10 protein-coding genes and 1 pseudogene are annotated in these 14,784 nt (G+C 72.2%); 9 read left to right on the top strand and 2 right to left on the bottom strand.

Features of this window, described 5'->3' with window-relative positions:
- The 5 genes from ASC60_RS37830 to ASC60_RS37850 form a co-directional block, all read left to right on the top strand.
- A partial coding sequence (locus ASC60_RS37830) for an MFS transporter (RefSeq protein ID WP_159043409.1) occupies positions 1–578 on the top strand: 578 nt, incomplete at its 5' end.
- Positions 579–676: 98 nt separating this feature from the next.
- On the top strand, positions 677–1,843 hold the full coding sequence (locus tag ASC60_RS37835; RefSeq protein WP_055558267.1) for a CaiB/BaiF CoA-transferase family protein: 1,167 nt from the start codon (positions 677–679) through the stop codon (positions 1,841–1,843).
- Positions 1,844–1,869: 26 nt separating this feature from the next.
- Positions 1,870–3,084 carry an acetyl-CoA C-acetyltransferase gene (locus ASC60_RS37840; protein WP_055558268.1) on the top strand — a complete coding sequence of 405 codons (1,215 nt, stop codon included), beginning with the start codon at positions 1,870–1,872 and terminating at the stop codon, positions 3,082–3,084.
- A gap of 212 nt (positions 3,085–3,296) precedes the next feature.
- The gene (locus ASC60_RS37845) at positions 3,297–5,423 is read left to right on the top strand and encodes a 3-hydroxyacyl-CoA dehydrogenase NAD-binding domain-containing protein (RefSeq protein ID WP_055558269.1); all 2,127 of its coding nucleotides are present in this window, start codon (positions 3,297–3,299) and stop codon (positions 5,421–5,423) included.
- Positions 5,420–6,268: an alpha/beta fold hydrolase gene (locus ASC60_RS37850; RefSeq protein ID WP_055558270.1), complete on the top strand. Its 849-nt coding sequence runs from the start codon at positions 5,420–5,422 to the stop codon at positions 6,266–6,268. Before ASC60_RS37845 ends, ASC60_RS37850 begins: the two co-directional genes overlap by 4 nt.
- A 22-nt stretch (positions 6,269–6,290) precedes the next feature.
- Here the strand turns inward: ASC60_RS37850 and ASC60_RS37855 are convergent, their stop codons facing one another.
- Positions 6,291–7,052, bottom strand: a complete 762-nt coding sequence (locus ASC60_RS37855) for a MerR family transcriptional regulator (protein WP_055558273.1) — start codon at positions 7,050–7,052, stop codon at positions 6,291–6,293.
- A 114-nt stretch (positions 7,053–7,166) separates the two neighbouring features.
- On the opposite strand from ASC60_RS37855, the gene ASC60_RS43625 reads away from it, so the two are divergent.
- A complete protein-coding gene (locus ASC60_RS43625) occupies positions 7,167–7,475 on the top strand; it encodes a hypothetical protein (protein WP_055558271.1) in 309 nt (102 codons plus the stop codon).
- A 63-nt stretch (positions 7,476–7,538) separates the two neighbouring features.
- Here ASC60_RS43625 and ASC60_RS37865 read toward each other — a convergent pair.
- Positions 7,539–9,013, bottom strand: a pseudogene (locus ASC60_RS37865) (M1 family metallopeptidase).
- Between the two features lie 189 nt (positions 9,014–9,202).
- On the opposite strand from ASC60_RS37865, the gene ASC60_RS37870 reads away from it, so the two are divergent.
- The 3 genes from ASC60_RS37870 to ASC60_RS37880 all read left to right on the top strand — a co-directional run bounded on the left by ASC60_RS37870 (position 9,203) and on the right by ASC60_RS37880 (position 14,444).
- The gene (locus tag ASC60_RS37870; protein WP_079038906.1) at positions 9,203–11,170 is read left to right on the top strand and encodes a Xaa-Pro dipeptidyl-peptidase; all 1,968 of its coding nucleotides are present in this window, start codon (positions 9,203–9,205) and stop codon (positions 11,168–11,170) included.
- Between the two features lie 76 nt (positions 11,171–11,246).
- A complete protein-coding gene (locus tag ASC60_RS37875; RefSeq protein ID WP_079038907.1) occupies positions 11,247–12,578 on the top strand; it encodes a M14 family metallocarboxypeptidase in 1,332 nt (443 codons plus the stop codon).
- A 189-nt stretch (positions 12,579–12,767) separates the two neighbouring features.
- Entirely contained in the window at positions 12,768–14,444 is a 1,677-nt protein-coding gene (locus ASC60_RS37880; protein WP_234357322.1) for a BCCT family transporter, read from the top strand.
- Positions 14,445–14,784 lie beyond the last annotated feature (340 nt).

The following is a 14,784-nucleotide window of genomic DNA, read 5'->3' on the forward strand; positions in this document are numbered from 1 at the left end:
GCTGGCCCATCCAGGCGCTGCTGCCCACGTACCTCAAGACGGAGCTGGGGTACGCGCCCTCCGAGGTCACCGACGCCATGTTCTCCGCGGGCTTCGGCACGATGGCCGGATGCTGGCTCGCCGGGTTCGCCGGTGACCGGCTCGGCACCCGGCGGGCGTACGCGTACACGCTGCTCGCCTCGCTGTGCTTCGTCTTCCCGGTGTTCGCCGTGCGGGACACACTGGTGGGTCTGGGGGTGCTGCTGTTCTGTCTGCTCGCCCTGAGCCAGGGGATCTCCGGCATCCTGCCGAAGTACATCGCGGGCCACTTCCCCACGGAGAACCGCGCCGCGTCGCTCGGCTTCGTCTACAACACCGGCGCGCTCGGCGGCGCGGTGGCCCCGGTGCTGGGCGCGCGCCTGGCGGAGGGCATGCCGCTCGGGCAGGCCCTGGCGGTGCTGACGTCCGGTCTGACCCTGGTGGTGATCGTGCTGGTGGGAGCCGATGTGCCGCGCCGGCTGGGCCGTCTGGTGGACCCGGGGCTCACCGGCGACCAACTGCTGCGGGAGCGCCCGCTCGCCGCGGACACGCCGGGCTGAACCCCGTGCCCCGGGTGGGGGCTTGTGGAATGAGGGGTGCGTTCTTAGCATCGGCGGTGTTACAGCGGTGGTGTCACAGAGGCTGAGGACGGACCCGGATGGCGGCGGCAGCAGACGTGGGCGGAGCGACGGGGCACGGGCCACTGGCCGGGGTGCGGGTGGTGGAGCTGGCCGGGATCGGCCCCGGGCCGTTCGCGGCCATGGTGCTCGGCGACCTGGGCGCCGATGTCGTACGGGTCGACCGGCCCGGCCGCCCCGGGGGCCTGAAGATCGACCCGGCGTACGACCTCGCCAACCGCAACAAGCGCTCCGTCCTGCTCGACCTGAAGTCCGAGCGCGGCCGGGACGCCGCGCTCGGCCTCGTGGAGCGGGCCGACATCCTCATCGAGGGCTACCGCCCCGGCGTCGCCGAGCGGCTGGGCCTCGGCCCCGACACCTGCCTGGACCGCAACCCCCGGCTCGTCTACGGCCGGATGACCGGCTGGGGGCAGGACGGCCCGCTCGCCGCGACGGCCGGGCACGACATCGGCTACATCGCCATCACCGGCGCCCTCGGCATGACCGGGGAGGCCGACGGCCCGCCGGTGGCGCCCGCGAACCTGCTCGGCGACTACGCGGGCGGCTCGCTCTACCTCGTCATCGGCGTCCTCGCCGCCCTCCAGCACGCCCGCTCCGGCGGCACCGGGCAGGTGGTCGACGCGGCGATCGTGGACGGCACCGCGCATCTGACCGCCGTCCTGCACGGCATGATGGCGGCCGGCGGCTGGCGGGACCGGCGCGGCAGCAACCTCCTCGACGGCGGCAGCCCCTTCTACGGCACCTACGAGACCGCCGACGGCGGCCACATGGCGGTCGGCGCGCTGGAACCCGCCTTCTACGCCGAGTTCACCGACCTGCTGGGCATCGCCGGCCAGGCGCCCGCCCGCGGCGACATCGACAGCTGGGACCGGCTGCGCACCGTCATCGCCGACCGCTTCAAGGAGCGCACCCGCGAGGAGTGGACGGAGGTGTTCGCCGGGTCGGACGCCTGTGTCGCGCCCGTCCTGTCCCTGCGCGAGGCCCCCCGTCACCCGCAGCTCGCCGCCCGCGGCACCTTCGTCGACGAGGCGGGCATCACCCAGCCCGCGCCCGCCCCGCGCTTCTCCGCGACCCCCGGCCGGGTGCGCGGCGGCCCCGCCCGGCCCGGCGCGCACGCCGCCGAGGTGGCCCGCGACTGGGGCGTCCCCGAGGTGCTGCAGACGCCGCCCACCGACGCGGCCTCCTGATCCGCCCACCCCGAAAGGCAGCAGACGTGAGCACCGAAGCGTACGTGTACGACGCCATCCGCACCCCGCGCGGACGCGGCAAGGCCGATGGCGCCCTGCACGGCACCAAGCCCGTCGACCTCGTCGTGGGCCTCATCCACGAGATCCGGCGGCGCTTCCCCGAGCTGGACCCGGCCGCGATCGACGACGTGGTGCTCGGCGTCGTCAGCCCGCTCGGCGACCAGGGCTCCGACATCGCCAAGGTCGCGGCCATCGCGGCCGGGCTTCCGGACACCGTCGCGGGCGTCCAGGAGAACCGCTTCTGCGCCTCAGGTCTGGAGGCCGTCAACCTGGCGGCGGCGAAGGTCCGTTCGGGCTGGGAAGACCTGGTGCTGGCGGGCGGTGTCGAGTCGATGTCGCGCGTGAAGATGGGCTCCGACGGCGGCGCCTGGTTCGCGGACCCGATGACCAACTACGAGACCGGCTTCGTCCCCCAGGGCATCGGCGCCGACCTCATCGCCACCCTCGGCGGCTTCACCCGCCACGACGTGGACACCTTCGCCGCGCTGTCGCAGGAGCGGGCGGCCCTGGCCTGGAAGGAGGGGCGCTTCGACCGCTCCGTGGTCCCGGTCCGCGACCGCGCCGGGCTGACCGTCCTCGACCGCGACGAGCACATCCGCCCCGGCACCACCGCCGAGACCCTGGCCGGGCTCAAGCCGTCGTTCGCCGCGATCGGCGAGGCGGGCGGCTTCGACGCGGTGGCGCTGCAGAAGTACCACTGGGTGGAGGCCATCGACCACGTCCACCACGCGGGCAACTCCTCCGGCATCGTGGACGGCGCGGCCCTCGTCGCCATCGGCAACCGCGAGACCGGCGAGCGCTACGGGCTTAACCCCCGCGCCCGCATCGTCTCCGCCGCCGTCTCCGGCGCCGACCCGACCATCATGCTCACCGGCCCGGCCCCCGCCTCCCGCAAGGCGCTGGCCAAGGCCGGGCTGACCATCGACGACATCGACCTGGTCGAGATCAACGAGGCGTTCGCCGCGGTCGTGCTGCGCTTCGCCGACGACATGGGGCTCGGCCTGGACAAGATCAACGTCAACGGCGGCGCGATCGCCATGGGCCACCCGCTGGGAGCCACCGGGGCGATGATCCTCGGCACGCTGGTGGACGAGCTGGAGCGGCGCGGCGAGCGGTACGGGCTGGCGACGCTGTGCGTGGGCGGCGGCATGGGTATCGCGACGGTGGTCGAGCGGCTGTAGGCCCGGCCCGCCGTAGGGGGTGTCTTCCGGATCATGCCGGGTTCGCGGGCCCTGGCACGCACGCTCGCCGCGTCGTCGTCGCACGCGGCGCCGCCGCGCTCTCCTCCTCCGCCTTGCGATCGCCCGCCCCGGACCCCGCTCCCTGATCCGGCCTGATCGACAGGACACCCCCTGACGCCGCCCCTTCCCGCCACACCCCTGGAGACCGTGAGATGAGCAACCCCGCCACCGCCTCGACCATCCGCTGGGAGCAGGACGACGACGGCGTCGTCACCCTCGTCCTCGACGACCCCGGTCAGTCCGCCAACACGATGAACGCCGCCTTCATCGCCTCCCTCGACGCGATCGCCGACCGGCTGGAGGCGGAGCACGAGTCGATCCGCGGCGTCATCGTCACCTCCGCCAAGAAGACGTTCTTCGCGGGCGGCGACCTCAAGGACATGATCACGCTGGGGCCCGACCAGGCCCAGCGGGCGTTTGAGACGAACCTGCGCATCAAGCGCGGGCTGCGCCGAATCGAAACCCTCGGCAAGCCCGTCGTCGCCGCCATCAACGGCGCGGCGCTCGGCGGTGGTTTCGAGATCGCGCTCGCCTGCCATCACCGGATCGCGCTCGACACCCCCGCCTCCCGGATCGGTTTTCCCGAGGTCACGCTCGGCCTGCTGCCGGGCAGCGGCGGCGTCGTCCGCTCGGTGCGGCTGCTGGGCGTCGCCGACGCGCTGCTCAAGGTGCTGCTCCAGGGCACCCGGTACGCCCCGCGCCGGGCGCTGGAGGCAGGGCTGGTGCACGAGGTCGTGGACACGCCGGAGGAGCTGTCGGCCCGGGCGCGGGCCTTCATCGACGCCCACCCCGAGTCGCGGCAGCCCTGGGACGAGAAGGGGTACCGCATCCCCGGCGGGACCCCGGCGGACCCGAGGTTCGCCGTCAACCTCCCCGCCTTCCCGGCCAATCTCCGCAAGCAGCTGAACGGCGCCCCCTACCCGGCGCCGCGCAACATCCTCGCCGCCGCCGTCGAGGGCGCGCAGGTCGACTTCGAGACGGCGCAGACCATCGAGGCCCGGTACTTCACCGAACTGGTCGTCGGCCAGACCGCCAAGAACATGATCCAGGCGTTCTTCTTCGACCTCCAGGCGGTCAACTCCGGTGCCAACCGGCCGCAGGGGATCGAGCCGCGCACGGTCCGCAAGGTCGCGGTGCTGGGCGCCGGGATGATGGGCGCGGGCATCGCGTACGCGTGCGCCAAGGCGGGCATCGAGGTCGTGCTGAAGGACGTCTCCGAGGAGGCGGCGGCCAAGGGCAAGGCGTACGCGGAGGGGCTGCTGGCCAAGGCGGTCGCCAAGGGCCGTACGACCGGGGCCCGGCGCGACGCGCTGCTGGCGCTCATCACCCCGACCGCCGACCCGCGCGACCTCGCGGGCTGCGACGCGGTCATCGAGGCGGTCTTCGAGGACCCGGCGCTCAAGCACAAGGTGTTCCAGGAGATCGAGTCCATCGTGGCGCCGGACGCCCTGCTGTGCTCCAACACCTCCACCCTGCCGATCACGATGCTGGCGGAGGGGGTGGAGCGCGCCGGTGACTTCATCGGGCTGCACTTCTTCTCGCCCGTCGACAAGATGCCGCTGGTCGAGATCATCAAGGGCGAGCGCACCGGGGAGGAGGCGCTGGCCCGCGCCTTCGACCTGGTGCGGCAGATCAGCAAGACGCCGATCGTCGTCAGCGACTCCCGAGGCTTCTTCACCTCCCGCGTCATCGGCCACTTCATGAACGAGGGCGTGGCGATGGTCGGCGAGGGCATCGACCCGGCGTCGGTCGAACAGGCCGCCGCCCAGGCGGGCTACCCCGCCAAGGTGCTCTCCCTGATGGACGAACTCACCCTGACCCTCCCGCGCAAGATCCGCGAGGAGACGCGGCGCGCGACGCTGGAGGCGGGCGGCGAGTGGCAGCCGCACCCGGCGGACGCCGTCATCGACCGCATGGTGGAGGAGTTCGGGCGCCCGGGGCGCGGCGGGGGAGCGGGCTTCTACGAGTACGACGCCGCCACCGGCAAGCGCCTGGGGCTGTGGCCGGGGCTGCGCGAGCACTTCGGTGCCACCGGCACCCGGATCCCCTTCGAGGACATGAAGGAGCGCATGCTCTTCAGCGAGGCCCTCGACACGGTGCGGCTGCTGGAGGAGGGCGTGCTGACGTCCGTCGCCGACGCCAACATCGGCTCGATCCTGGGCATCGGCTTCCCCGGCTGGACGGGCGGGGTGCTCCAGTACATCAACGGCTACGAGGGCGACGATGGCGGGATATGGCGGTGGATCACGCCGTGCCGAGGGGGTGGACTGTCCCCATGAACAATGATCAATCCGGAACCCTCTACGTCCTGGTCCACGGCGCCTGGCACTCCTCCTGGCAGTGGGCGGCCACCCAGCGCGCCCTGGCCGGGCTCGGCGCGGTGAGCCTCGCCGTCGATCTGCCGGGGCACGGCTTCGACGCGCCGCTGCCCTCGGGCTATCACGACCCCGGCCAGCCGGGCTTCACGACCGAGAAGTCGGCGCTGGCCGGGCTGACCCTGGAGGAGTGCGCCGGGGCCGTCGTCTCGGCGCTGCGCGCGGTGCGCGGGCACCGCAGGGTGGTCCTCGTCTCGCACAGCGCCGGCGGTGTCTCCGCGTCCCTGGCCGCGGAGCGCGCTCCCGAACTCGTCGACGAGCTGGTCTATCTGTCGTCCGTGGTGCTCGCGGGACGACCTCGCTTCAGCGACTACATGGACGCTCCGGAGCAGATGGCGATCGCCCGGGACAGAGGGCTGCTGGTGGGCGACATGAAGTCCATCGGCGCGTGCCGGGTCAATCCGCTGTCCGCGGATCCGGAGTACCTGGAGGAGCTGCGGCTGACCTACTACCAGGACATCCCCGCCGGGTCCTTCGCCCGCTGGCGCCACGCCCTCAGCCCTGATCTGCCGCTGGCCATCCCGACGACCCCGGTCGGCCTCACCCGGGAGCGGTGGGGCGGTATCCCCCGCACCTTCATCCGGTGCGCCGAGGACCGGGCCTTGGCGCCCGCGGTGCAGGACCTGATGATCGCGGAGGCCGACGCGGCGATGCCGGACCACCCCTTCACCGTGCGGACGCTGCCGGGCAGCCATTCGCCGTTCGCCGCCCGCCCCGCCGAGCTGGCCGCCGCGCTCGTGGGGGCCTGAGGGCGCCACGGGGAGGGCGCGCTCAGCCGGCGTCGTCCGTCCCGTACCAGGCCCGCAGCTCCTGCTTCATCGACCGCTGAAAGGCGATCACCAGCGCCTGCACCACCAGCGGCTGCATGTCCGCCGACAGCGACTTCTTCGCCGCCACCCGCTCCGCCCCGCCGCCGGACTCCGGCTCCCGCTCCGGGCCCCACACCTCGTCGCGGAAGAGCCGTCCCAGCTCGCGGGCCACGGAGCGGCTGTGCTCCAGGACGACCGTATGGGCCGCCAGTATCGTCTCCAGGTCGATCGGAACGTCCAGCAGCCGCAGCCCCAGGTGCAGCACTCCGGGGTCGACGCGGAACACATCCGGCCGGTCCGTGCGGTCCAGCGCGTGGAGGGCGGCCAGCCGGTCGACGTCCTCGTCCGACAGCTCGCGCCCGGCCCGCCGGGTCAGTTGCTCGCGGGTCGCCTCCTCGGGCGCCTCGGGGGCCCACGAGGCGACCAGGGCGCGGTGGATGGCGAGGTCGTCCGCGCTCAGGTCCGCCGGGAGCTGCCGCAGATAGCGCTCGATGGCGGACAGGGTCATGCCGTGGTGCTGCAACTCCTCGATGAGGGCGAGCCGCGACAGGTGCCCGGGCCCGTAGTGGCCCACCCGGCGCGGGCCGATAGCGGGCGGCGGAAGCAGGCCGCGGGTGCCGTAGAAGCGGATCGTGCGGACGGTCACCCCGGCCCGGGCCGCCAGCTCGTCGACGGTGAGGGTCGGCCCCTCGCTGGTCGGCCCCTCGTTGTCGGGGGTGGTCATGGGCGCGCCTCGCTCTCCCGTGTGCTGCCCGATCGGGTTCATCAGTATTGCTGTCTCATCATCACTGTGAAACCTTCCCGGCTCATCCGATCGCACAGAGAACCGTCCGCGCCGTTGACGCGCGTCTTCACCGGCACCTCCGATCCGCGCCTGCGCTGGAAGGTGACCGAGGGCGCGAAGACCGTCGCGAGCGGCACCCGGGCCCTGGACGTCGGGCCGGACGCGAGCGAAGAGGTCCAGCTGCCCGCCCCGCCCGCGAACCCCGGCGGCTACGAGCTGCCTCACCGTCCAGGCGGTCACCGCCCACGACACACCCTCCACGCCGTCGGCGACACCCCCAAGCCGGTGCGCGACCAGTACCGGGTCAAGGCCGACAGGCGTTACGACTACACCCTCACGCTCCGCCCGCTCACGGCGGACTGACCGCGAACGCCCCCGTCCGGTGCGCGGGCACCGGACGGGGGCGTCGCCTGACTTCTCGGAGCGTCACTTCTCGGAGCGCGCCGCCTGGATCTTCTGCCAGGACTTCGGCCGCACCGGCGCCTTCGCCGCGCTCAGCTGCGCCCCCTTCGCCCGCGCCGCCGGCTTGGAGGGGGTGAACAGCCAGGTGTCGAAGAACGCGGCCAGCGGCTTGCCGGACACCTTCTCGGCATAGGCCACGAAGTCCTTCACCGAGGCGTTGCCGTACCGGTGCTCCGTCGGCCACCCCTTCAGGATCGCGAAGAAGGCCTTGTCGCCGACGCGGTCGCGCAGCGCCTGCAGCGTCAGCGCGCCCCGGTCGTACACCGCCTCGTGGAACTGGTTCGCCGCCCCCGGGTCGCCCGGCTCGACCTTCCAGAACGGGTCGTCGGCCGGGTAGGAGGCGTACATGTAGTCCGCCAGCTCCTGCGCCGTGCCCTCGCCCTCCTTCTCCGACCACAGCCACTGCGCGTAGCGCGCGAAGCCCTCGTTGATCCAGATGTCGCGCCAGTCCTTCAGCGAGACGCTGTCGCCGAACCACTGGTGCGCCAGCTCGTGCACCACCACCGACACGTTCGAGCCGTTGGCGAACTTCTTCGGGCTGTAGAAGGGTCTGGTCTGGGTCTCTATGGCGAATCCGGCGGACACGTTCGGCACATAGCCGCCCAGCGCCTCGAAGGGGTACGGGCCGAAGACCGTGGACTCCCAGTCGACGACCTCGGCCGTCCGCTCGACGCTGGCCCGCGCCGCGCCCGCGGTGTCGCCGAGGTCCTTGCTGTAGGCGTTGACGACGGGCAGCCCGTTCGCGGTGGTGTCCGTCGTGATGTCGAACTTGCCGACCGCCAGCGTGGCCAGATAGGTGGCCTGGGGCTTGCTGGAGCGCCAGTTGTAGCGGGTCCAGCCCAACTGCGACGTGCTCGATGTCAGCACGCCGTTGCTGATGGCCTGCGTACCGTCCGGCACCGCGACCGAGACGTCGTACGTGGCCTTGTCCAGCGGATGGTCGTTGCTCGGGAACCACCACCACGCCGACTCCGGCTCATTGGCCGCGATCCCGCCGTCCGGCGTCCGCTGCCAGCCGGTGATGCCGCCCACCTCCGCCTTCGACGGGGTGCCGCTGTAGCGCACCACGACGGTGAAGGAACGGCCGGAGTCCAGCGCCGCGGTGGGGGTGATCTCCAGCTCATGGTCGCCGGTCCTGGTGAACGCCGCCTTCTTCCCGCCCACCAGCACCTCGCGCACATCGAGCGCGAAGTCGAGGTTGAAGCGGGACAGATCCTGCTTCGCGGTGGCGACGATCGTCGCCGTGCCCTCCAGGCCGTCCGTCTTCGGCTGGTACTTCAGCCGCAGGTCGTAGTGGGAGACGTCGTAGCCGCCGTTGCCGTACGAGGGGTAGTAGGAGTCCCCGATGCCGGGCGCGCCGGTCCGGCCGCCGAAGCCGGGATCGCCAGCAGCAGGCAGGCCGCGGCCGTGGCCGGGACGATGAGTCTGTGGTGACGCACAAGTCCTCCAACTCGTAGGGGAGAACGATCCGTAAGGGAGAAACGATCACTCGCGACCCTATGTACTCCCTTTGCGTACTTCACGTCCATCCGTCATTTGACATGTAATCGACATCCAGTCGCCACACGCGCCCCGGGGGACCGTCCGCCCTCTTCTGCCCGGGAGTTCACTCGCGCTACCGTCCGGCCGTGCTGCTACGTAGGCGGAAGCCCCGCATCCACCGGGTCAGGCACCTCGTCCCGGCGGTCACCGCACTGGTGGTCGCCACCCTCTTACCGCTGTCTCCCCTCGGCACCTCACCGGCCCACGCGGCCCCGGTGCGGGAGAGCAGACCCGTTTATTCGTACGACGACGCCCTACGCGAATCCGTCTGGGTGGACACCAGGCTCGACGGCGACGCGGACGGCAGGACCGACCGGGTCGCCGTCGACATCGTCCGGCCCCGCGAACCCGCCGGGCAGGGCCGCAAGATCCCCGTGATCATGGATGCCAGTCCGTACTACTCCTGCTGCGGCCGGGGCAACGAGAGCCAGACCAAGACCTACGACGCGGACGGCAAACCGGTCCTGTTCCCGCTCTTCTACGACAACTACTTCGTCCCGCGCGGCTATGCCACCGTCCTCGTCGACCTCGCCGGAACCAACCGTTCCGACGGCTGCGTCGACATCGGCGGCCGCTCCGACATCCAGTCCGCCAAGGCCGTCGTCGACTGGCTGAACGGCCGCGCCACCGGATACAGCGCCGCGACCGGCGGCACGCCCGTCACGGCGTCCTGGAGCAACGGCCGCACCGGCATGATCGGCAAGAGCTACGACGGCACCATCGCGGGCGGCGTCGCCGCCACCGGCGTCAAGGGCCTGAAGACGATCGTGCCCATCGGCGCCATCTCCTCCTGGTACGACTACTACTTCGCCAAGGGCGCCGCGCTCTTCGGCTCGGGCCCCGACGGGCTGGCCGACGCCGTCGAGAGCGACGCCGCCCACGGGCGCTGCGCCGCCGTACGGAAACGTCTCGTCGACGGCGCCCCGCGCACCGGCGACTGGACCGGCCTGTGGAGCGCCCGCGACTACGTGCCCGACGCCCGCAAGGTGCGCGCCAGCGTCTTCGCCGTCCACGGGACGCAGGACCTCAACGTCCGCACCAAGCACCTCGGACAGTGGTGGAACGCGCTCGCCGAGGCGGGCGTGGAGCGCAAGATCTGGCTGTCGCAGACCGGGCACGTCGACCCGTTCGACTTCCGGCGCGGGGAGTGGGTCAGGACCCTGCACCGCTGGTTCGACCACCAGCTCCTCGGCATCGACAACGGCATCGAGCGCGAACCCATGGCCGATGTCGAACGCGCCCCCGACCAGTGGTCCACCGACCGCGTCTGGCCCCCGTCCGGCACCCGGTGGACCACCCTGCGCCCGGCCCCCGGCCGGGCCCCCGGGGTGGGCGTCCTCGGCACCGAGCGGGCCCGGCCCGGCTCGGTCGCGGCCTTCACCGACGACCCCCGGCTGAGCGAGACCGACTGGGCCGCCGACATCGACCGGCCGACCCCCGCCAAGGCGGGCTTCACCACGCCGCCGCTCGCCAAAGACCTGCGGCTGTCCGGCTCCGGCACCGTGACGGTCACCGCCACCCCCTCCACCACCAGCGCCCACCTCTCCGCCGTCCTGGTCGACCTCGGACCCGACACCATCCGCGACTACGGCGGGGCGGGCGAAGGCATCGTCACCCTCGACGACCGCACCTGCTGGGGCAGCAGCACGGCGGGCGACAGCGCCTGCTTCAAGGTGACCGCGGCCGACACCAAGACCGTCGACTCCACGGTCCTCAGCCGCGGCTGGGCCGACCTCGGCCACTGGGCCGACGCCCGCGAGGGCCGCCCGCTGACCCCCGGCAAGCCGTACACCCTCACCCTCGACCTGGCCGCCACCGACCATGTGATCCCGGCGGGCCACCGGCTGGGCCTGATCATCGCCGGTACCGACGCCGGGCTCCTCGAACCGCCCACCACCACCCCCCGGTTGACCCTCGACCTCAGCCGCACCTCGGCCCGCCTCCCGCTCGTCGGCGCCCTGCGGGCCGACGGCGCCGCGCCCGCCCCCGCCCGCGAGCCCCTGCGACGCGGCATCCGCACCCCGCACCTCGACGCACCTCTGCCGCTCCGCTGACCTGCCACGTACGTCCCCGGTGAGGCGCCCGCGCCCGGGGCGCCTCACCCGTCCCCTCACCACAGGAGGCCCGCACGTGTTCTCACCCGCGCCCCTCATCCGCACCGCCGTCACCTGCGGCGCGCTCGGCGCGCTGCTCACCGGATCGCTCCTGACCGCCCCCGCGCGGGCCGAGCCGGGAGCGCCGCCGCGCACCGGATTCGAGACCAGCCGGGGTGCCCGCTGGACGACGCAGGGCCAGGAGGCGGACTTCCTCGCGGCCGTCGACCGGGCCAGCGGGCGCGTCGCCGTCGACACCATCGGCACCACCGCGCAGGGCCGCCCCCTCAACCTGGTGCGGATCGGCGCCCCCGCGGCGCCCGCCGACGCCGCCCGGGCCGCCCGCGGCAACTCCCTGCTGCTCATCTGCTCCCAGCACGGCGACGAGCCGTCGGGCCGCGAGGCCTGCCTGACCACCGTCCGCGACCTCGCCTACGCCAAGGACCCGGGCACCCGCCGCTTCCTGTCGCGGACGAACGTCCTCGTCGTGCCCACCGCCAACCCCGACGGCCGGGCCGCCGACACCCGCGGCAACTCCCAGGGCACGGACATCAACCGCGACCACCTCGCGCTCACCACCGCCGAGTCCCGCGCCATGGCGCGCGTCATCCGCGACTGGCGGCCGGACACCGTCTACGACCTGCACGAGTACGGGGCCACCGTCCCGTACTACAGGAAGGACCTGCTGGCCCTGTGGCCGCGCAACCTCAACACCGCCGCCCCCGTGCACCGCGAGGCGCGCACCCTCTCGGACACCTACGTGCGCCCGCACGCCGAGGCCGCGGGCTTCTCCACCGGCGTCTACGGCATCTGGACCGACCCCGAAACGGGCGAGCCGGTCAAACAGGTCGCGGGCGACGGTCAGGAGCGCATCCTGCGCAACACCGCCGGGGTCAAGAACAGCGTCGGGCTGCTCGTCGAGACCCGTGTCGACCCGCTCACCGACGCCGAGAAGGCCGATGCCGCCGTCAACAACAAGCGGCGGGTGGACTCGCAACTCGCTGCGCTGAAGGGCGCGTTCGGCTTCGTGGAGGAGCGGCGCCCGCGGATCGAGGCCGCCACGACCGCGGCGCGGCTCTCCGGGTACGCGGACCGGGGGCCGGTGTACCTCGGCGGCGCCGACAACGACCCGGCCCAGAAGGGCGACATCCTCCAGGACCCGCCGTGCGGCTACCGGCTGGACGCCGCGCGGTACGACGACGTGCGGGACGAACTGGCCCTGCACGGCATACGGACGCGGACCCTCCCGGGCGCCGGGCACGACGTCCTCGTACCGCTGCGGCAGCCGCTGCGGGCCCTCGTCCCGCTGCTGCTCGACGGCCGCGCGGACTACCACCTCACCGCAGGGCGGCCCGTGAACACGTGCTGAAACCACGGGAGTCGTCCTGACATACGTATCCGACTACTGGGTAGCCGCATCGTCGACCTACTAAACCCAGTGAAAGGTTCATGCGTGACGGAGACACAGAACGGCACGGGGGACGTAAGAAGCGACCCTCCGGTCACGGCGGACCTTCCCGGTAGTCCCGACCCGACTCCGGCTCCCCAGACCGACCGCGTGGTGTTCGGCGTATCCGCCGGACTCACCCTCGCGTTCGTGATCTGGGGAGCGCTGTTCACCGACACTCTCGAGAGCGTCTCGGACAGCATGCTGTCCGGACTGATCCACAACGGTGGCTGGGCGTTCATCCTCGCCGCCACCGGCTTTGTGATCTTCGCGCTGTGGCTGGCGATGAGCCGCTACGGCAAGATCACGCTCGGGAAGGAAGGCGAGGAGCCCGAGTTCAAGACCGTCTCATGGGTCGCGATGATGTTCAGCGCGGGCATGGGCATCGGCCTGATGTTCTACGGGGTGAGTGAGCCGCTGGCGCACTTCGTCACCCCGCCGCCCGGGACCGACCCGGGCACCGCGGCCGAGAAGATGCAGGTCGCCATGTCTACGACGCTGTTCCACTGGACGCTCCACCCGTGGGCGATCTACGCGGTCGTGGGCCTCGCCATCGCGTACAGCACCTTCCGCCGCGGCCGCCGCCAGACCATCAGCGCCGTCTTCACCCCGCTGATCGGCAGCAGGCACGCCAACGGCGCGGGCGGCCGCGTCATCGACATCCTCGCGATCTTCGCCACTCTCTTCGGCTCGGCCGCGTCCCTCGGACTCGGCGCGCTCCAGATCGGCAGCGGTGTCGAGGTGCTGGGCTGGAAGAGCAACGTCGGGACCGGGCTGCTGGTCGCCGTGATCGCGGTCCTCACGGTCGCGTTCATCGCCTCCGCCGTCTCGGGCGTCGCCAAGGGCATCCAGTGGCTGTCCAACATCAACATGGTGCTGGCGCTGTTCCTCGCCGTGTTCGTCTTCGTCGCCGGTCCCACGATCATCATCCTCGACCTGCTGCCCACCTCCATCGGCAGCTACATCGGTGATCTGCCGCAGCTGGTGGGCCGCACCGAGGCGACCGGCGGCCAGACCGTCGCGAGCTGGCTGAGCGACTGGACGGTCTTCTACTGGGCCTGGTGGATCTCCTGGACGCCGTTCGTCGGCATGTTCATCGCGCGGATCAGCCGCGGCCGCACCATCCGGCAGTTCGTCGGCGGCGTCATCCTGGTGCCGAGCACCGTCAGCCTGATCTGGTTCGCGATCTTCGGCGGTTCGTCGATGAAGCTCCAGGCCGCGGGCGAGCTGGGCAAGGAAACCACCCCGGAGGGCCAGCTGTTCGGCGTGCTCGAGCAGTACCCGGTGGCGAGCATCATGAGCGTCATCGTGATGATCCTCGTCGGCATCTTCTTCGTCTCCGGCGCGGACGCCGCCTCGATCGTCATGGGCACCCTCTCGCAGAAGGGCTCCTTCGAGCCGAGCCGTTTCGTCGTCATCTTCTGGGGCGTGGTCACGGGCGCCGTCGCGGCCGTGATGCTGCTCGTCGGCGGCGGCGGTGACGACGCGCTCACCGGCCTGCAGAACCTGACGATCCTGGTGGCCGCACCGTTCACCCTGGTCATGGTCGGGCTGTGCTGGGCCCTGCTGAAGGACCTGCGCCGCGACCCGCTGATCGTGCGCGGCGAGAAGGGCGAGGAAGCGGTCGAGATGGCCGTCATCGCCGGACACGAGAAGTACGACGGCGACTTCGAGATCCGCATCGGCCCGGCCGCCCCCGCCGAGAACATCGACGGAGCCGCCGGTACGGCAGAGGCCGAGGCCGTCCCGACCGCCGACGGCCGGGTCGGCGCGAGCGACACCCGCTGACCCGGCCCGTCCCGGCACCGCCACCCGGGGCGTCGTCGACACCGCACCCGGTGCGACGACGTCTTCTCGCCGGACCCCCGCCGACGCCCCGCGCGTCCCGGCCCGGGGCTCCGGCGAGAGGCGGTACCTTTCCTCCCCCTCCTGAGGGGGTGCCGTGCCGACCATGCCGGGCTCCCGACGGGGGCGGTCTCCGGGCCGTCGCCAACCACGACCGGTGCGGCCCACCGCCCCCGCGGTCAGCCACTCGTGTGGGCCGGGGCGGGGAAAACGCCGAGCCCGCGCCGCACGGCGGCGGTTAGGATCGGGCGCCTGATGACTGCCACTCTCGTCGCCAAGGACC

The sequence above is a fragment of the Streptomyces sp. NBRC 110028 genome (assembly GCF_001417735.1).
In the GTDB taxonomy this organism is placed as follows: domain Bacteria; phylum Actinomycetota; class Actinomycetes; order Streptomycetales; family Streptomycetaceae; genus Streptomyces.

What these genes read in the sequence shown, in the direction of transcription:
- ASC60_RS37850 (WP_055558270.1), top strand. Translation starts at nt 5,420, where the DNA reads ATGAACAATGATCAATCCGGAACCCTCTACGTCCTGGTCCACGGCGCC.
- ASC60_RS37855 (WP_055558273.1), bottom strand. Translation starts at nt 7,052, where the DNA reads ATGACCACCCCCGACAACGAGGGGCCGACCAGCGAGGGGCCGACCCTC.
- ASC60_RS37845 (WP_055558269.1), top strand. Translation starts at nt 3,297, where the DNA reads ATGAGCAACCCCGCCACCGCCTCGACCATCCGCTGGGAGCAGGACGAC.
- ASC60_RS37835 (WP_055558267.1), top strand. Translation starts at nt 677, where the DNA reads ATGGCGGCGGCAGCAGACGTGGGCGGAGCGACGGGGCACGGGCCACTG.